We start from the raw sequence: 19,505 nt of genomic DNA, 5'->3' as shown, positions 1-19,505 counted from the left end.
GTTTATTGTTAAGCGTTTTTCAACGGTGGAACTTCACGGTCTCGACGCGCGTAGAACTCTTCTACAAAGGCATCGAAACGATCTTCTTCAATCGCCTTACGGATACTTGCCATCAAACGCTGGTAGTAACGTAAGTTGTGGATTGTGTTAAGGCGCGCACCCAGAATTTCATTACACTTATCCAGGTGATACAGATACGCCTTCGAGTAGTTGCGACAAGTGTAACAGTCACAGTGCGGATCGAGAGGGGTTGTATCTGTTTTATGTTTCGCATTGCGGATCTTGATCACACCACCGGTTACAAATAGGTGGCCATTACGGGCATTTCGGGTCGGCATCACGCAATCGAACATATCGATACCGCGACGAACACCCTCGACCAGGTCTTCCGGCTTGCCAACTCCCATCAGATAGCGAGGCTTGTCTTCCGGTAGTTGAGGACACGTATGCTCAAGCACACGGTGCATATCTTCTTTCGGCTCACCAACAGCCAGGCCGCCTACGGCATAACCATCAAAACCGATGTTAGTCAGGCCTTCAACAGAAACATCACGCAAGTCTTCATATACACTACCCTGTACGATACCGAATAGCGCATTTTTGTTACCAAGTTTGTCAAAATGGTTGCGGCTACGCTGTGCCCAGCGCAGAGACATCTCCATCGACTTCTTCGCTTCGTCGTGTGTCGCCGGGTACGGCGTACACTCATCGAAGATCATCACGATGTCGGAGCCCAGATCTTTCTGGATTTCCATCGACTTCTCGGCATCCATGAAAATCTTGTCGCCGTTCACCGGATTTCGGAAGTGAACACCTTCCTCGGTAATTTTACGGATATCGCCAAGGCTGAATACCTGGAAGCCGCCTGAATCAGTCAGGATCGGGCCCTGCCACTGCATGAAGTCATGCAGATCACCGTGCATTTTCATCACTTCCTGACCCGGACGCAGCCAAAGGTGGAAAGTATTACCCAGAATAATCTGAGCACCGGTATCCTGAACTTCCTCCGGTGTCATACCTTTTACCGTGCCGTACGTGCCGACAGGCATAAATGCTGGTGTTTCAACAGTACCGCGTTCAAACTGCAGGCGACCGCGACGAGCACGCCCCTGAGTTTTATCTAATTCAAATTTCACAAAGCCTCCAAAAGCCAGAGAAACAATCTGACATCAATTCCCATAGTGGGATTCAAGCACAATGGGCCATTTGCCTAATGCGCCTCTTTTGCATTTCTCGCCACGCCATAAAGCCTAGCGGAAGAAAAAATAGTGTCATGACAAATCACATCCGGATCTGCCGCGACATCATGTCTGTGCTATAGAGCCGACAAAGGCTGCGATTTTAACAAAAGCAGCCTTAAGAGACACTGACTTAACCAATTAAGTTCAGTTATTTATTCTTACGAGTGATAAACATCGAGTCACCGTAACTAAAGAAACGGTATTTATTTTCAACAGCCTGCAGGTAGGCATTCATCGTGTGCTCGTAACCGGCAAAGGCACTGACCAGCATAATCAGCGTCGATTCCGGCAGGTGGAAATTGGTAACCAGTACATCCACCAGCTGGAATTCATAACCAGGGAAAATGAATATGTCAGTATCACCGAAAAACGGTTTCAGCTCAGTACCGTTCTTTACTGCATCCTGCGCCGCACTTTCCAGCGAGCGTACAGACGTTGTGCCGATAGCGACGACACGGCCACCGTTAGCCTTGGTTTCGTTGATCGCCGCAACAACTTCTTCGGGTACCTCGACATATTCAGCATGCATATGGTGGTCATTAATATTATCCACCCTTACCGGCTGGAAGGTGCCCGCACCGACATGCAGGGTAACAAACGCAAAGTTTGCCCCTTTGGCCTTTATGGCCTCAAGAATTTCATCGTCAAAGTGCAGTCCGGCAGTCGGTGCCGCCACCGCACCAGGTTTGGCATTATAGACAGTCTGGTAGCGCTCTTTGTCTGCATCCTCATCCGGGCGGTCGATATAAGGTGGCAACGGCATATGGCCAACCTCTTCGAGAATTTCCAGCACGGTCTTGTCGCTGTCAAAACGAATTTCAAACAGCGCATCATGGCGAGCCACCATTTCTGCCTGGTATTCATCATTCTCACCCAGCAGCAGCTCGGTACCCGGCTTCGGCGACTTGGATGCTCGCACATGAGCCAAAATACGCTTGTCATCCAGCATGCGCTCGACGAGGACTTCCAATTTGCCACCTGATGCCTTACGGCCAAACAGTCGGGCCGGGATCACCCGGGTATTGTTGAATACCAGTAAATCACCAGGCTGAACCAAATCCAGTACATCTTTAAAGCCTTTGTGCTGCACCTCACCGGTATCACCGGTCAGCTGAAGCAAACGGCTGGCAGTACGCTCAGGTTGTGGATATCGAGCAATTAGCTCATCAGGAAGGTCAAAGTGGAAATCAGATACTTGCATCATTCGGGCCCTAAATTACAGCAGGCAGCTAGTATAGGCTGCCCGACTGCAATATCAAGCAAAGATGACCGCGTTCAAGAACGCAATCGTACGCTTCGCGCCTAAGCCGTGCTGAGCCGTCGTAAATACCCGACAAGCAGTAAGAACCACAATACGGCCCAACCCACACTTCCGCCGCCCCCGCTGTCTGCAGGTGCTGGAACTGTAATACCAGAACCGGCATTTGTATAATCACTGGTAAACGGGTTGACCTCAAACACCGGAGCCGCGAGACTCCGTACCGATATCCCGGCCTCACCTTCAATCCAGCTGATATAATCGGCCACTTCGGTATAAACACCAGGTACCGGACCGGCACAACCATTACCGAAGCTGACAAGCCCGACAAGGCGTAAACCAAAGTCACTGTCACTGGCTGATTGCGGGTCCTGCCATACCAAAGGCCCGCCCGAATCACCAAAACAGCTGTCTCGAGCCAAATCCGGCGATGTAGAGCCCGCACAAAGGAAGATGGGGTAATCACTGGTATTCATGTTAGCACCCCATTGAGCGTCGCAGGTTGTATCGGGAACACCGGATAACAGCGTCTGTCTTAACCGTGTCGCACCGGAGTTTGAATCCTGCGGATCAGTTGTTCCCCAGCCGGAGACAAGCAAGTTCGCTTCCCGTACATTGTTGGCGACCCAGCCGTTATCAAAAGCCGTATCAACCCTGTCCTGAGTATTTCTGTCTGCCACCTGAATGGGAATTGCCGAGCCGGGCAGCGGGCTTGCCAATTTCAGTAGCGCAATATCATTAGTAAAACGGGAAGAGTTATAGGAAGGATGAATAACGAACCCTGTCACCGAGGTCGCATTCGAGTTACTTGCGGAAAAAACACTGACAATACCACCCCATACCTTAATATTTTCAGGGGTAACGACTGACGGCCCATTTCGAAGGCAGTGAGCTGCAGTCAGCACTAAATCAGCACTGATCACCACACCGCCACAAACAAAGGTGCTCTCGCCTCCCTCCCCGTTAGGAAACGTCAGGTTCAAATATGCCTGCCAGGGAATTTCATTATCAGCAGACTCAATTCCGCCGATAATTTTGGCTGTCACCTTATTTTCATTGTCTTCGGCTTCAATGCCGACCGCCTGAAAAGGCAGCATTACAGTCCAACATAACAACAATCTTATCAATAGCATACGCATCAATTAATACCTATGTGGAATGTTGTTTAATGATTATATGACACAATTTGGTGTTTAACCCGAGAAACACATATATGAAACATCGCTATAACTTGTAAAATATTTGACTAGCGTCATAGGTAGTCAGGCAGGGATTAGCTACATTCAAAGAGCAAGCTAAGTAAAATCGGTAAGTTGACGAAAAATGGATGAATAACTAGTCGCTACGGAGGCTTATATGTTTACTGTCGCAGATATGATGACACCGCACCCGCATACCCTAACCTCTGCCCATACGTTGGCCGATGCAAAAAAACTCATGGAAGAAAAAGGAATTCATCACGTCCCCGTTACGGACAAAGACAACCGCCTGATAGGTCTTGTCAGCCAGCGTGATATTCTTTCTGCTCAGGAGTCGAGTCTTGAGCAAATTCATCAATCAAGCTTTATCTCTGCGCTTGATATTCCTCTCGAGCAATGTATGCACAGAGATCTAAGCAATGTTGAACCGCATGCCGGGCTAAAAGAAGCCGCTGTCTATATGCAAAAACATAAAATTGGCTGTTTACCGGTTTTGCACCAAAATAAACTGGTCGGGATCATCACTGATTCTGATTTTGTTGCTATTGCAATTAATTTGCTTGAGATACAGGAAGAAGTGGAGCCGACTGAACAAGGTGACGCCAACTTCTATTAGGATGGTATGAATTTTCTTGCGCATCTCCACCTTGCCGATCGCTGCTGCAGCCATATGGCGGGCAATTTATTGGCTGATTTTGTCCGCGGCGATCCCTATCTCCAGTATCCCCTGGCGGTAGCTGACGGCATCAAGCTTCACCGTTTTGTTGACAGTTACATCGACGCCATGCCTGAAGTGCTGCAATGCCGGCAGCTCTTCACCACAGATACAAGGCGCGTTAGCGGTATTGCCCTCGATATTGCCTGGGATCACTTTCTGGCCAAACACTGGCCGCTCTATCATCCCCTTGCACTACCGGATTTCGTCTCACAGGCCCGGCAGCAGGTTGAACAGTATCAGGATAACCTGCCCGATAGCTATCGACTGACCATGTCGCGTATGTGGCAGCAACAATGGTTGCTGCAGTACCGGGAGCAAGACACAATCACCACAGCGCTGGAACGAATGGCTCTCCGGCGCCCCAAACTACACCAGTTGGCGAATTGCCCAGTGCTGATAGACAGGCATTACAGCAGTCTTGAGCAGCAATTCCATGCCATTTACCCGCAAGTGATCCGGGCGACACACACTTACCGTTCGCAGCAATAGCCCCCACCAGATAAAAAAAAGGAGCGCCAAAGCGCTCCCGAGGTCATAACATAAGAAGAGGTCTTTCTATTGTTATGTGTCACATCAATCTCTGTAGCAGACGCTACGGATAACCCCAAAATAACAACGAGTTGCTAGGATAAAGCTAATTTAGAACTGATCTTCCTCTGTCGACCCTGTCAGAGCCGTCACGGAAGACTGGCCTCCCTGAATGGTATTGGTCATCTTATCGAAATAACCAGTACCAACCTCCTGCTGGTGAGCAACGAAGGTGTAGCCCTTCTCGGCCGCCTCGAACTCAGGACGCTGTACTTTCTCGACATAGTGGCGCATGCCTTCACCCTGGGCATAGTCGTGAGCCAGTTCGAACATGTTGAACCACATGTTATGGATGCCTGCCAGCGTAATAAACTGGTACTTGTAGCCCATATCAGCCAGTTCCTGCTGGAACTTAGCGATAGTTTCAGCGTCCAGGTTTTTCTCCCAGTTAAACGATGGCGAGCAGTTGTAGGCAAGCAACTGATCAGGGTATTGCTCATGAATCGCTTCGGCGAACTTGCGCGCCTCTTCGAGACAAGGCGTTGCCGTTTCACACCAGATCAAATCTGCATACGGTGCATAGGCCAGGCCACGGGCAATCGCCTGGTCAATACCGGCGCGAACCCGGTAAAAACCTTCAGCGGTACGCTCGCCTTCAATAAAGTCCTTGTCATACGGGTCGCAGTCAGAGGTCAGCAAGTCAGCCGCATTGGCATCAGTTCGGGCAATAACCAGCGTGGTCGTGCCTGCCACATCCGCCGCCAAGCGGGCAGCAACGAGTTTCTGTACCGCCTCCTGGGTAGGTACCAGCACCTTGCCACCCATATGACCACATTTCTTCACCGATGCCAGCTGGTCTTCGAAGTGCACCCCTGCGGCACCAGCATCAATCATATTGCGCATCAGCTCGTAGGCATTGAGAACGCCACCAAAACCGGCCTCGGCATCGGCAACAATCGGCAGGAAATAATCAATACCGTCTTCCGGGCTACCACCGTTCGACCACTGGATCTGGTCAGCACGGCGGAAGGAGTTGTTGATGCGTTTCACCACTGCTGGCACCGAGTCAACCGGATATAAAGACTGATCAGGGTACATAGTCGATGCGGTATTATTATCGGCAGCGACCTGCCACCCTGACAGATAAATGGCCTCTATACCGGCTTTCGCCTGCTGGACGGCCTGACCGCCGGTCAGCGCCCCCAGGCAATTTACATATCCTTTCTTCGCCGAGCCATTGACCAGATCCCAAAGCTTGTCAGCGCCGCGCTGAGCGATTGTGTTGGCCGGTGCAAAAGAACCACGCAGGTTAATCACCTCTTCGGCCGTATAGGTACGCTTGACGTTTTTCCAACGTGGATTCTCAGCCCAATCTTTTTCAATAGCTTCAATTTGTTGCTGGCGAGTCAATGTCATAATGATGTCCCTCGTTTCATTTGGCGATAATCCGTTTAACGTTTTCGTTATCGGTAGACTTCTTTTCTCAGGCTTATTCAGGCACTGCCAACAACACAACAAGCAGTTGCCCGTTTTTTACTGTCATTCTGCTACTTCAGATACTCATAACCTGGCAAGGTCAGGAAGTTCACGAGCTCGTCACTGGTCGTTAGCTGCGACATCAACATCGCCGCTTCCTGGTATTGCCCCTGATTGAACATGTCAGTGCCCAACTCCTGTTCGAGCACGACCATTTCTTCGCTTAGCATCTGTTCAAATAAGGAGTTGGTAACCACTTCCCCATTGCTCAATGCCTTGCCGTGCTTGATCCACTGCCAGATCGACGCCCGGGAGATTTCCGCTGTAGCAGCATCTTCCATCAGACCATAAATTGGCACGCAGCCGTTGCCGGAAATCCAGGCTTCAATGTATTGCACCGCAACTCGAATGTTATGACGCATGCCCTCGTCGGTCCGGTCCCCGTCACACGGTGCCAATAATTCCTCAGCAGTAATCGGCGCGTCATCTTCGCGACTGACATCCAGCTGGTTTTGCCTTGTGCCCAATGTGTCATCGAAAATGGCACGGGCCGTATCCGCCAGGCCGGGATGGGCAACCCAGGTGCCGTCATGGCCGTTGTTGGCTTCCAGTGCCTTGTCGGTCTGGATCTTGTTGAGCACCCATTCATTGCGCTCCGGATCTTTCGACGGGATAAAGGCGGCCATTCCTCCCATTGCAAACGCGCCTCGGCGGTGACAGGTACGGACCAGCAACCGGGAATATGCGTTCAGAAACGGTTTCTCCATCGTCACCACCTGGCGGTCCGGCAAAATCCGATCCGGGTGGTTTCGCAGTGTTTTGATGTAGCTAAAGATATAGTCCCAGCGCCCGCAGTTCAGACCGACAATATGATCTTTCAGGCTGTATAGGATCTCATCCATCTCAAATACCGCCGGCAGCGTTTCTATCAACACCGTGGCTTTTATCGTCCCTCGCGGCAAACCAAACTCATCTTCGGTAAAGCTAAATACATCGCTCCACCACGCTGCCTCCTGGTAGGCCTGCAGCTTGGGAAGATAAAAGTAAGGACCGCTGCCTTTTGCCAATAACTGCTTGTAGTTATGGTAAAAGTACAAGGCAAAATCAAATAAAGATCCGGGAATTGGCTCGCCCTGCCACAACAGGTGCTTCTCCGGCAGGTGCAGACCCCGGACCCGGCAAATCAAAACAGCCGGATCATCACGGAGCTGATACTCCTTCCCTGTTTTCGGATTGGTATAGGCAATCGTGCCGTTGACGGCATCGCGCAGGTTTCGCTGGCCTTCCAATACTTCATCCCAAGCCGGTGCAAACGAGTCTTCAAAGTCAGCCATGAACACTTTGACGTTGGCATTGAGAGCATTGATCACCATCTTGCGATCAACCGGCCCGGTAATTTCAACCCGGCGATCCTGGAGATCGTCCGGGATATTACGGATGGTCCAATTCCCAGCGCGAATATCAGCGGTATCTTCAAGAAAGTCCGGTAAGCCGCCGGCATCTATAGCCAGCTGACGACGCTCTCGGGCAGCCATCAGCTCCGGGATACGTGACGCAAAGCGCTGCACCAATCGCTCCACGAACTGAAAGGCATCTTCACTTAAAATCTCTTTCTGCTGCTCAGTTAATAGCGTTTGCAGAGATAGCTTTACTTCATGGTTAGGTGGCGTTTGTGTATCCGTCATTTTTCGCTCCCTTGCAGCTGTAACTTAATCACCACTTTTATCAGCAGTCAGTATCAGGGTTATTCTGACACCCGTTGTCTTAACGCTTTATTTACGTTGCCGCAACAAATTGGCAATTGCAAATAATCCTGTTTATGAGGCTAAAGAACATTGACCATCTAACCCATTAAAATCAACAACTTAATCAAAATAGAGCAATAACTCAAAACACTGAATTAAAACAATTTTCAGGGAAATACTCGGTTTTTATCAGGAAAGGCAAATCAGTAGCAAAATGTAACCAGTTACGTAATTTAATTACAAAACAGACCAATTCAAACCTCTGTGTAAAAAGGCGTTTCAAACATGGCAATGAGCTAAACGCAGGCTACTATCGATTAAATAACAACCAGTTATTCGACAGTGTGAAACCATTTTTATACATTGGTGGAATAGTTGCGTAATCAATCAATTTCATTTATTCGCAAAACGAAACAGAATAAACCTACAAAACGCCTTGTTTACAAAGGAAAAAAAGGGATTTAAATATATCGCTGGAAGTGCGGGATTTAGAACAAAGTGCTGACAGAACGAAAAATCTGCCAGCACATTGTCGGTAAGGCTACAAAAGCCCCTCAACAATCTCGGCAAGTCGATGGAAGGTACGACTGCGGCTCGAGGTAGGACGCCAGACAAGGCCGATTTCTCGGTAAGCCTCCTGGCCAGGCGGTTCAATGATCACCAGGTTCTGATTATCCAAAATCCCATGATCGATGGCCATCTGTGGAATGAAGGTCGTCCCCAATCCATTCGCAACCATTTGAACTAAGGTATGTAGGCTAGTGGCTGTAAACGGATTTATCTTCTCCTTACTGGTCAGCTTACAGGCAGAAACTGCGTGCTCAGTCAGGCAGTGCTCTTTCTCTAGCAAAAAGACCGACTCATCCGGTAAGTCCGCATAGCGTAACGGCACATTGACCTGCTCCGCCTGATTCTTGCTGATAACCATCTTGAAGGCATCACGCCCCACTGTCTGACTGTGCATTCCGTTGATTTCAACTGGCAGTGCCAATATCAGTACGTCCATCTCGCCATTGCGGAGGGCAGCCAGCAGGTTGGTGGTCGTATCTTCACGCAATAACAGGTTAAGGCTTGGGTGCAGGCGGTTCACTTCCTGGACAAGGTCACACAATAAGAAAGGAGCAATGGTGGGAATACAGCCGACCCGCAGCTGACCGTCCATACCGTCACCGGTACAATTTGACAGTTCCATCAAGTCCTGACTGCGGGCAAGCAGTTCCCGGCTTCGGATCACTACGTCTTCACCCATAGAGGTAAACACCAGAGACTTATTATCACGCTCGATAAGCTGGCAACCGATGAGTTCCTCGAGGTTCTGCACTCCCGAGCTCAATGTCGACTGACTGACAAAGCACTTCTTGGCAGCTTCGCCAAAGTGACGAGTTTCAAATAAAGTGACTAAGTAATGTAGCTGCTTGAGAGAAGGAAATTTATTCATCGTATTTTTCGATTACATCAATCTATTTATTCCGCTTTTTCCAATCTAACAGTTTCGTTATAGTTTGTCTCGTCCAAACACGGAGCCAACCAAGAAGGTCGGCAACAACCGAATATTTCAGGAGCACCATAATGGTACTAGTAGGTCGTCAAGCACCAGATTTTACTGCTGCAGCTGTTCTAGGTAACGGCGAAATCGTTGATAACTTCAACTTTGCAGAGTTTACTAAAGGTAAGAAAGCGGTAGTTTTCTTCTACCCACTAGACTTCACTTTCGTTTGCCCATCTGAGCTAATCGCTTTCGACAAGCGTTTCGAAGATTTCCAGGCAAAAGGCGTTGAAGTAATCGGTGTTTCTATCGATTCTCAGTTCTCTCACAATGCATGGCGTAACACTGCTGTTGAAGACGGCGGTATCGGTCAGGTTAAGTACCCTCTAATCGCTGATGTTAAGCACGAAATCTGCAAAGCGTACGATGTAGAGCACCCAGAAGCAGGCGTTGCTTTCCGCGGTTCTTTCCTAATCGACGAAGACGGTCTTGTACGTCACCAAGTAGTTAACGACCTACCACTAGGCCGTAACATCGATGAAATGCTACGCATGGTTGACGCACTAAACTTCCACCAGAAGAACGGTGAAGTTTGCCCTGCACAGTGGGAAGAAGGCAAAGCTGGTATGGATGCATCGCCAAAAGGCGTTGCTGACTACCTATCTGAGCACACTGCAGACCTAGGTAAGTAATTACCCATTAACACCATGCTCACGGTGTTAATTAGGCAACAAACGCAATAGCGTAAAGCCAAAGTCAGCCAATAGGCAAAAATAGAATGAGGCCCGGACACACCGGGCCCTTTTTATTTCTCTTATCTCTTATCTCTTATCTCTTATCTCTTATCTCTTATCTCTTATCTCTTATCTCTTCATATTGTTGATCTGATTAATCCTCCGGCAAGCAAATATCCACTACACTGCTTCCATCATCTACAGCCCTGATTAACCGTCATGAAAATTCAACACCTAGAAGTTTGTATCGATAATATCGAATCGCTGCATTACGCCCAGCAAGGCGGCGCAACACGTATCGAGCTCTGCTCGTCTCTTGCACTTGGTGGTCTAACTCCAAGTATCGGCTTTATGAAACAAGCAGCCAGGCACGCCTCTATTCCCGTCTATGCCATGATTCGGCCACGCCAGGGGGATTTTTTATTTTCGAGTGATGATATAGAAATCATGCTGGCTGATATTCATGCCGCCAAGCAAGCGGGTTTGCAAGGTGTCGTCGTCGGTGTGCTCGATGCCCACAGCCTGGTGGACGAAGACTGCTTGTGCAGTTTGATAAAAGAAGCCGGCGGGTTGGGAGTGACCTTCCACCGTGCTATTGACCAGTGCATTGACCCGATGACCGCCCTCGATAGCATCATGAGCGCAGGCTGCGAGCGAGTACTTACCTCCGGTTTACAAGCCAATGCCAGAGACGGCGCTGACATGATGGCTCAGATGGTCAACTACTGTGGCTCCAATCTCAGTATTATGGCGGGGGCCGGTATCACGTCAGGCAATGTTGCCGAGATTGTTCGAAAAAGTGGGGTAAAGGAAATACACCTATCAGGGAAAAATACCCGTCCAAGCCAGATGCTTCAATATGTGAATCAGGCACATATGGGCAGCAGCAGTGTCGATGACTTTACAATCCCCGTTACCTCCGCAGAAAAAATTGCGGCAGTCATTCGCTCTCTAAAAAAATAACTGCAATGTAAACAGCCTGCGCTAGGGCAGGCTGTTTGACTAACTTGTTATCCGCTTTAATTACCAACCAATAACATCTTTGGCAGGATGCGAAGTGTCAGGAGCAATCATAAATGACTTATTCTGTGAAAGTGCGCTTGCATCACATGTCTCATCTGCAATCTTGGTATCCGGGTCCAGTAGATATGCTGTCGTCTTTTGGTCAACACAGCTAATATTGCTGTAACTGAAACCATGGTCGACATAATTATCAACGGTTATCTTTGAGGCCGAAGCCCCAAAGCTCGCAACCATCTCCTCAGTCCAGGTGTATGGTGTTGCGGGATCATACAGGCCACCAATAATCAAAATCTGCTTTCCGCCCAGAGCTGGGGCCATGTCAGTAACTTGCGCAATAGGATCGCGCGGTGCCGACCAACCATTACAAAGTTTAGCCGTCTCAGTATAGGTCTTCCCCCCAAAGAGAGCAGACGCATTTTGATAGTCTACCTCGGATGCCAGCATTTCGTTTTCTGATAACGGCAGCCTTTCATCAGTACAGACCACGGCCTTAAACAAAGCGCCACCACGTAATGCATCGTTCCAATTTGAATAACCTGACTTTTTCGCATTGGCACGAACAACCGAAAGCTCCCCTTTTAGCTGAGCTAGATTGTCATTATCCAATAACTCTTTAAGCCCATTACGAATACCTGGCCATTCTTTCTTACGAGATGAATCACGAGCAACTGTATAATCCATCACATAAGCGCCATCACTCTTACTCAATGCTTTGCCATCATTGGCTGTATACGACTGGGCTGAAGAATACAGTACGCTGGCAATACCTTGATAACGAGTTTCCCGGTTAGGATAGGTTGCATAGTCTAAACGGAAAGCCGCCACTTTATCATACCCGGCAGTATTACCGACTCTTAGCTCAACATTATTCTCAGCCATCGGCGACATCGGTGAATCAAGTACAATTGCACGCACTCTTTCAGGGAAAGTGTACGCATACAGTGAACCAAGCCGAGTACCGTATGAATAACCCAGGAACGTCAGCTTTTCATCACCGAGCAGGTTCCGCAGCATATCCATATCTTTCACAACAGTGTTACTACCTAAAAATGGCGCAACTTGAGAATAAGTAGCAGAACAATCGCCCTGTTTATTGCTTTGCGCAACGGCACAGTCAGTTAACTCTTTGGCAAAAGCACTCTGACCGGTACCGCGAGGATCCATGCCAACAATATCAAAACGATCCAGGATTTCCTTTGGCAATTCCTTCTCGACCATGTACCCAGCCCCACCCACCGCCTCCGCACTCGGACCTCCGAAGTTAAGCAGCAACGCACCAATTCTGTTGGCAGGATCCAATGCTTTATGCACTCCATAGTAAATATCAACCTGCTCACCATTAGGATTGTTATAGTCTTTAGGCGCTTTCATGAAGCCACAAGCCATATTCGAAGGGCAGCTCTGTGTCGGATTATTATTCCTGGCAAACTGGTTATCACCTCCACCACCGCACCCTGCCAACAAAAGACTAACCAATAACCCTAGCGTTTTCCTGTACATCTTTATTCCTTTTTTATTTTTTCTTTTTTATCAACAAATTGAACATTTATTTTTTAGATGAGCATATGAGCATGATTGGCTATAAATATCAATAAAAGACCGCCCGAATATCTCGAGAGATAATATATCAATCCAAATATTCTTTCCTTTGATCACATTTCACGGAACAAGAAGCAAGCAAGCCAGTAACCGGGAACAAGTTCACTCGTCATCTTTTTAATTCAGCATTATTCTTAAGAAGTAAAACAATAAAGTCACCAGCAAACGGAGTGCAGAATGACCTCTGACAGAACTGTAAAAAAGCTCAAGAAGAAAGACTATGAAGATGAACTAAAACGCCTACAGGTTGAACTCGTTAAACTGCAAGAATGGATAAAGCACAGCGGGTTAAAGGTGGTGGTTCTTTTTGAAGGCCGAGATGCCGCTGGGAAAGGCGGCGTGATCAAACGGATCACCGAAAAGCTTAATCCTCGGGTTTGTCGCATTGTTGCCTTGCCGGCTCCGACCGAGAAAGAGAAAACCCAATGGTACTTTCAGCGCTATGTCGCTCATCTGCCTTCGGCCGGTGAAATGGTTCTGTTTGATCGAAGCTGGTATAACCGTGCCGGAGTCGAAAAAGTCATGGGCTTTTGCACCGACAATGAATACGAAGAGTTTCTCCGTTCATGCCCGGAGTTTGAGCGCATGCTACAGCGCTCAGGGATCATTTTGCTGAAATACTGGTTCTCGGTATCAGACGAAGAACAAGAGGCCCGCTTCCTTGAGCGTATACATACGCCAATAAAACGCTGGAAGTTCAGCCCGATGGATCTTGAATCCCGCGATCGCTGGGCAGAGTATTCAGCGGCCAAGGACCGTATGTTTGCCTATACCGATACCAAACAGTGTCCATGGTGGGTCGTTGATGCCGATGATAAGAAAAAAGCGCGCATCAACTGTATTTCCCATTTGCTGTCCCACATTCCCTATGAAGAGATCCACTACCCTCATATCGATCTCCCCGAGGTCAACAAAGAAGGGTATGTCAGGGCACCGGCAGACAGCCAGACTTTTGTCCCGAACCTGTTTAGTAAAGACTAAGCCAGACAACACTAGGCAACGTTATTTCAGAATGCTCTCAATCTCTTCCTGGCTGGTATGACGGATATCCTTGCCTTTGACGAAATAGATAATGTATTCGCAGATATTCTGGCATCGATCACCGACCCGTTCGATGGATCGGGCTGACCACATCACCTGCAGTACATTCGGGATTGAACGCGGATCTTCCATCATATAAGTCATTAACTGACGAATAATGGCTTCGTATTCGCGGTCAATCCGATCATCTTCCTGATAGACTTCAATGGCCGCCTTAACATCCATCCGAGCAAAAGCGTCCAGCACCTCGTGCAGCATTCTTACGGCATGCTGTCCCAGCGCTTCCAGTGATACCAACAAGTTATATTGCTTGTTGGTGAAGTTCTCCAATGCCACCTTGGCAATACTTTCTGCAACATCACCGATCCGCTCAAGATCGGTAATGGTCTTGATGATCGCAATCACCAGGCGTAGATCACTGGCTGTCGGCTGACGCTTGGCAATGATCCGGGTGCAGGCTTCATCAATCGCCACTTCCATCGCGTTGACCTTGTGATCATCTTTGATCACCCGCTTGGCCAGCTCGGCGTCCTGCTTGTGCATCGCCTTGAGTGCATCGGCCAGTTGCTGCTCGACCAAGCCACCCATTGCCAGCACATGGGTACGGATACTTTCCAGCTCCGCATTAAACTGGCCGGAAATATGACGGCCAAGACTTAAATTATCCAACATGATTTGGTTCCTTAACCGTATCGACCAGTGATGTAGTCTTCTGTTCGTTTCTCTTTGGGCGTGGTGAAAATATCATTGGTATTGGCATATTCCACCAGCTCGCCCATATGCATAAATGCCGTGTTATCCGACACCCGCGCGGCCTGCTGCATGTTATGGGTAACAATTATCACCGTGTACTTAGTCTTAAGCTCATTGATCAGCTCTTCGATGGTCAGGGTCGAGATCGGATCCAGAGCCGAGGTCGGCTCATCCAGCAACAAGACTTCCGGTTCAATCGCTATCGCCCGGGCTATCACCAGGCGCTGCTGCTGTCCTCCCGAGAGCCCAAAGGCATTCTCATGGAGGCGGTCTTTGACCTCATCCCACAATGCCGCACCACGCAGCGAGTTTTCGACAGCATCATCAAGCACACGGCGCTCTTTGATCCCCTGAAGGCGCAAGCCATAAATCACATTCTCATAGATGGATTTAGGAAACGGGTTCGGCCGCTGGAATACCATACCGACCCGACGGCGCAAAGATGCCACATCCACCTTGCTGTCATAGATGTTCTGCCCATGGAGCATGATTTTACCTTCGACGGTGCAGCCCTCGACCAGCTCGTTCATCCGGTTGATACAACGCAACAAGGTCGACTTACCGCAACCGGACGGACCGATAAACGAAGTAACCTGCCCCTTGGCTATCCGCATATTGATATTATACAGAGCCTGTTGCTTGCCATAATGCAGATCGAGCCCCTCAATCGACATGGCCGTTTTCTCTTCGGGTAACTTGGTTAAATCTTGAGGCTGAAACAGTCCCATGGTCGAGTTAATTGAAAACATGTAAGTTACTGTATCCCCATTATTGTTCCAAAGAGCGGTACTTTTCCCGTAAGTGGTTTCGAATACCAATCGCCGTCAGGTTTAGCCCTACAATCACCGTCACCAGTAAAAACGAAGTGGCATACACCAAGGGCCGGGCAGCTTCAACATTGGGACTTTGAAAGCCGACATCATAAATATGATAGCCAAGGTGCATAAACTTGCGATCCAGATGCAAATAGGGAAAAAGGTTATCAACCGGTAACGTCGGTGCCATTTTGACTACCCCGACCAACATCAAAGGGGCCACTTCACCCGCGGCTCTGGCGACCGCCAGAATCAGTCCTGTCATTATAGCCGGGCTCGCCATCGGTAACACGATTCGCCATAAGGTCTCAGCCTGGGTTGCGCCCAGCGCCAGCGAACCGTGACGCACCGAACTCGGGATCCTGGCCAGACCTTCCTCGGTCGAGACAATCACAACAGGCAGCGTCAGAATAGCCAGTGTTAAGGCCGACCATAAAATACCCGGTGTACCGAAAGTGGGAGCCGGCAGTTGATCAGAGAAAAAGATTTCGTCAATCGTTCCGCCGATCATATAAACAAAAAAGCCCAGACCAAATACGCCGTAGACAATAGACGGCACACCAGCCAGGTTGATAACGGCAACCCTGATTAGCTTGGTAAACCGGTTTTTCCCTGCGTACTCATGCAAATAGATGGCAGCCATTACTCCTAGCGGGGTGACGATGACACTCATCAACAGCACCATAAACACAGTGCCGAAAATTGCCGGGAACACCCCGCCCTCGGTATTGGCCTCTCGGGGATCCTCGCTGACAAATTTGCCAATCTGGCGCCCCCAGTGAGCCACTTTTTCTATTGTCGTTAAATTGTTCGGGTACCAGATATCCAGCACCTGTTCCAGGGGCAGTTTCACCATGGTACCGGCCATATCGCGCACCAGCAGCGCATCTTGGTCCAGCAGCTTGCGTAGTGCCAGCATGCGCTGCTCTATATCAGCATAGCGCTGTTCCAGCTGAAGCCGCTGATCCGTAATAACTGGCTGCTTACCCTGTCGACGCTCTTGCTGACGCAGCTGATCAAGCTGGTGGTTAATGGCCGCAACATCCGTTTTCAGTAGCGAGTCAATTTCACCACGAACCCGATCGGCATCCTTCAGCCCTTGCTCCAGTTCTGCAAGCGACTTGCTCTGGCCATCATCGATAAAACTAATCGGATAGCCATAAAACTTACCGTTTTTGATCCGGTCGATAACGGCAATATCATCGGCCAGCATCTTGCTAGTGATCTGCGTCTCAAGCAGGGTAATAAAATCGAGTTCAACCCTTTCACGGTTCCCGGTTTTGATCAGGTAGCGAAAGACCCGCTCCCCCTCGATTGCCGACACATCCACACCGGCTTCTGCCAGTTGGCGTACCGAGACCGACTTAGTCTCATAGATTTCACCGATAATGGCCTGCCTGTTGCCATTGATATCAACATCAAACTGGTACACAGGTGCCGGCCAGAAGTAGCTCAGCCCCTTCCAGCCTATCAATAGCAACAATCCCAGCACGGCAACCAGGCTCAGGCTAACTGCGCCAGCCGTCAGCCATATCCATGGAGAGCCCGATTTAAACCAATTACCCATCACTTTGCATTTTCATTTTATCTATCGGTTAGTTTTATCTGTCAGTTAGTGTGTGCTCACATTACAGCGAGCTGTACTTTTCTCTTAGTCGCTGACGAACCAGTTCTGCTATCGTATTGAAAATAAAGGTAAACACAAACAGCACAAACGCAGCCAGGAACAATACCCGGTAGTGCGAACTGCCTACCTCGGTCTCCGGCATCTCAATCGCAATGGTTGCCGACAACGTCCGCAAACCTTCCAGTATGTTCCAGTCCATGATCGGAGTATTGCCCGTTGCCATCAGGACAATCATGGTTTCACCAACCGCTCGACCAAGGCCCATCATAATGGCGGAAAAGATCCCCGGACTGGCCGTTAGTAACACAACACGGGTCAATGTCTGCCAATGTGTCGCGCCCAGCGCCAAGGAACCGCTGGTTAAATGCCCCGGTACTGAAAAAATCGCATCTTCGGCAATCGTAAAGATTGTCGGGATCACCGCAAAGCCCATCGCGATCCCGACGACAAGCGTATTGCGCTGGTCATAACCTATACCCCACTCGTTAGTCAGGTACATACGCATATCACCATCAAACAGCCATTGCTCGACATACGGGCTGACTTCCAGGCAGGCATAAACCAGCAGCACAATCACCGGCATCAGCAATATGATATGCAGTCCGTTTGGCAAGCGGTGACGCCACGGTCCCGGAAGCAGGGACCAGCCGATCCCGACCAGCATCATCATCAAGGGAAAGGCCACAATGATCATTGCAATGCCGGGCAGGTACTCTTCAACGATAGGGGCCAGCCAAATGCCGGCCAGAAAGCCCAGGATCACCGTCGGCAATGCCTCCATAATCTCGACCGTCGGCTTGATCACCCGGCGCATTTTGGAAGACATGAAATAAGCGGTATAAATTGCCCCGGCCAAAGCCATCGGAATGGCGAAAAACATCGCATAGACGGCGGCTTTAAGGGTACCGAATACGACTGGCACCAAACTGAGTTTCGGCTCGAACTCATCACTGGCGGATGTCGATTGCCAGACGTATTCAGGCTCGGGATAGCCTTCATACCAAATTTTCTCCCACAGGGATGAAAAACCGATTTCAGGGTGGCGGTTATCCACCTTGTATAGCTGCCAGCTATCACCGTTCACGGTCAGCAAACGGTCTGCCCGAGGAGAGATAGCAACCCAGTCGGGTACCTCAGCCAGCAACGGCTCGTTGTAGATATGCCCTTTGATTGTCGTGTAGTAAGCCGAGAGTTCGCCGCTTTGGTGTACCGCAAAAAAGCCTTTGCGGGCATACTCGGGAACAAGCTGCACCACCGGGCTCACAGGCAGTGCAAAATGCCGCGCCTTCACCAGTGTTCGCTTGCCCTCGCGAAGCACTTCGAACCACTGCGACACTGCATTGTCACTGGTTGTGATTAACAAGGAGTTCGCGCCCGACAATAGCGTCAGCTGCTGCGGTTTACCCTGAGCCGAACTGACATCGACGATATCGCGGATCGCCGAGTTGTCCCCGTCCAGCGCCACCACATACAAATTATTACCGCTCAGCGCATACAGCGTGCGGGCATCCGGTGTTACGGCCAGCGCACTGATGGTGTCAGGCAATCCATCAATCCCGAACGATATCACCTGCCAATCCGATGCCTGACCGGGCAGCGCATCCTGGTGGCTGAAAGTCATCACCCTGACCCGGTGATCAGCCGTTACTCCAGCCACGACGGCCTGCTCGGCGCGCACCGATACCGCCAGTTGGCTAATTGCGCGACCGTCAGGGTCCAGTTGCAGCGGACTCACTCCCAACGGGTAGGCAATATCCGGTGTCGTCTGCTTCATCTCCCCTGTAAACGAAATCCTGAAAGTGGGTTTAAATACCACCACTTCGCCAGAGCGGCCGCCATAGGCAAATACTTCTTCACTCGGCAGGGTACGGGCAAAGCTGACAGGGCTTGCCAAAAGCTGATGCTCACCCATAAGTTCACCGACATTCTTCGGAGCAAGGTTTATGAAGGTCAAATTGCCCTGCAGGGACATCCTATAGGCAATGTTGTTCTGCTCGTTGAGATAAATAGCGGCAGGGTTGTCTGAAAAATCTATGGAGAATGCCTGCTTCGATGTGACGTTGACCGAGGCAAATATCGGCATGATCACATACAGCAGGTAGAAGAAAATCAGGACTAGCGTAATAAGAACAGAAATACCACCAGCGGTTACCCCATAGCGTGCGAGCTTGTCTTTAACTCGGCGGCCAGGGCTGTCCCCACTCAAAAATGCGCTGGCGTCTGCCATTATTACCTCATAGGATTTATACGTTTATCAATAAT

At 49.5% G+C, this 19,505-nt stretch carries 16 protein-coding genes; 5 read left to right on the top strand and 11 right to left on the bottom strand.

The genetic code is table 11. The features are described from left to right. Window positions 1–8: 8 nt before the first annotated feature. The 3 genes from tgt to L4D19_RS11970 all read right to left on the bottom strand — a co-directional run bounded on the left by tgt (window position 9) and on the right by L4D19_RS11970 (window position 3,596). Complete coding sequence (gene tgt / locus L4D19_RS11980; protein WP_075763633.1) at window positions 9–1,136, bottom strand: tRNA guanosine(34) transglycosylase Tgt; 1,128 nt, start codon at window positions 1,134–1,136, stop codon at window positions 9–11. Between the two features lie 253 nt (window positions 1,137–1,389). After that, complete coding sequence (gene queA, locus L4D19_RS11975) at window positions 1,390–2,442, bottom strand: tRNA preQ1(34) S-adenosylmethionine ribosyltransferase-isomerase QueA (protein WP_428452877.1); 1,053 nt, start codon at window positions 2,440–2,442, stop codon at window positions 1,390–1,392. Between the two features lie 101 nt (window positions 2,443–2,543). Next, the gene (locus tag L4D19_RS11970) at window positions 2,544–3,596 is read right to left on the bottom strand and encodes a trypsin-like serine protease (protein WP_428452672.1); all 1,053 of its coding nucleotides are present in this window, start codon (window positions 3,594–3,596) and stop codon (window positions 2,544–2,546) included. Window positions 3,597–3,855: 259 nt separating this feature from the next. Here L4D19_RS11970 and L4D19_RS11965 point away from each other — a divergent pair, with 259 nt between their 5' ends. Both L4D19_RS11965 and L4D19_RS11960 read left to right on the top strand, forming a co-directional pair. Next, a complete protein-coding gene (locus L4D19_RS11965) occupies window positions 3,856–4,314 on the top strand; it encodes a CBS domain-containing protein (protein WP_428452671.1) in 459 nt (152 codons plus the stop codon). A 6-nt stretch (window positions 4,315–4,320) separates the two neighbouring features. Further along, window positions 4,321–4,905: an acyl carrier protein phosphodiesterase gene (locus L4D19_RS11960; protein ID WP_428452670.1), complete on the top strand. Its 585-nt coding sequence runs from the start codon at window positions 4,321–4,323 to the stop codon at window positions 4,903–4,905. 150 nt (window positions 4,906–5,055) lie between these two features. Here the strand turns inward: L4D19_RS11960 and aceA are convergent, their stop codons facing one another. The 3 genes from aceA to L4D19_RS11945 form a co-directional block, all read right to left on the bottom strand. Next, the gene (gene aceA, locus L4D19_RS11955; protein WP_075763628.1) at window positions 5,056–6,360 is read right to left on the bottom strand and encodes an isocitrate lyase; all 1,305 of its coding nucleotides are present in this window, start codon (window positions 6,358–6,360) and stop codon (window positions 5,056–5,058) included. 131 nt (window positions 6,361–6,491) lie between these two features. Then, window positions 6,492–8,105, bottom strand: coding sequence for a malate synthase A (gene aceB, locus L4D19_RS11950; RefSeq protein WP_428452669.1), 1,614 nt, complete (start codon window positions 8,103–8,105; stop codon window positions 6,492–6,494). A 601-nt stretch (window positions 8,106–8,706) separates the two neighbouring features. After that, window positions 8,707–9,603, bottom strand: coding sequence for a hydrogen peroxide-inducible genes activator (locus L4D19_RS11945; RefSeq protein WP_075763626.1), 897 nt, complete (start codon window positions 9,601–9,603; stop codon window positions 8,707–8,709). Window positions 9,604–9,734: 131 nt separating this feature from the next. On the opposite strand from L4D19_RS11945, the gene L4D19_RS11940 reads away from it, so the two are divergent. Both L4D19_RS11940 and L4D19_RS11935 read left to right on the top strand, forming a co-directional pair. After that, a complete protein-coding gene (locus L4D19_RS11940) occupies window positions 9,735–10,343 on the top strand; it encodes a peroxiredoxin C (RefSeq protein ID WP_075763625.1) in 609 nt (202 codons plus the stop codon). Between the two features lie 261 nt (window positions 10,344–10,604). Continuing rightward, window positions 10,605–11,348, top strand: coding sequence for a copper homeostasis protein CutC (locus L4D19_RS11935; RefSeq protein WP_428452668.1), 744 nt, complete (start codon window positions 10,605–10,607; stop codon window positions 11,346–11,348). A gap of 60 nt (window positions 11,349–11,408) precedes the next feature. On the opposite strand, the gene L4D19_RS11930 is transcribed toward L4D19_RS11935, so the two are convergent. Beyond that, complete coding sequence (locus L4D19_RS11930) at window positions 11,409–12,908, bottom strand: alpha/beta hydrolase (protein WP_428452667.1); 1,500 nt, start codon at window positions 12,906–12,908, stop codon at window positions 11,409–11,411. A 276-nt stretch (window positions 12,909–13,184) separates the two neighbouring features. On the opposite strand from L4D19_RS11930, the gene ppk2 reads away from it, so the two are divergent. Continuing rightward, window positions 13,185–13,988 (top strand): polyphosphate kinase 2, encoded by an 804-nt coding sequence (gene ppk2 / locus L4D19_RS11925; protein WP_428452666.1) that lies wholly within the window; start codon window positions 13,185–13,187, stop codon window positions 13,986–13,988. A gap of 21 nt (window positions 13,989–14,009) precedes the next feature. On the opposite strand, the gene phoU is transcribed toward ppk2, so the two are convergent. From phoU to L4D19_RS11905, 4 genes are all read right to left on the bottom strand, one after another. Further along, entirely contained in the window at window positions 14,010–14,720 is a 711-nt protein-coding gene (gene phoU / locus L4D19_RS11920) for a phosphate signaling complex protein PhoU (RefSeq protein ID WP_075763621.1), read from the bottom strand. A gap of 11 nt (window positions 14,721–14,731) precedes the next feature. Continuing rightward, the gene (gene pstB / locus L4D19_RS11915; protein ID WP_075763620.1) at window positions 14,732–15,550 is read right to left on the bottom strand and encodes a phosphate ABC transporter ATP-binding protein PstB; all 819 of its coding nucleotides are present in this window, start codon (window positions 15,548–15,550) and stop codon (window positions 14,732–14,734) included. A gap of 19 nt (window positions 15,551–15,569) precedes the next feature. After that, complete coding sequence (gene pstA / locus L4D19_RS11910) at window positions 15,570–17,183, bottom strand: phosphate ABC transporter permease PstA (RefSeq protein WP_428452665.1); 1,614 nt, start codon at window positions 17,181–17,183, stop codon at window positions 15,570–15,572. Between the two features lie 61 nt (window positions 17,184–17,244). Next, window positions 17,245–19,470, bottom strand: a complete 2,226-nt coding sequence (locus L4D19_RS11905) for an ABC transporter permease subunit (protein ID WP_428452664.1) — start codon at window positions 19,468–19,470, stop codon at window positions 17,245–17,247. Window positions 19,471–19,505: the final 35 nt, after the last annotated feature.

This window comes from Photobacterium kasasachensis, assembly GCF_050336885.1.
Lineage (GTDB): Bacteria > Pseudomonadota > Gammaproteobacteria > Enterobacterales > Vibrionaceae > Photobacterium > Photobacterium kasasachensis.
This window is presented reverse-complemented; position numbering and strand designations above follow the sequence as displayed.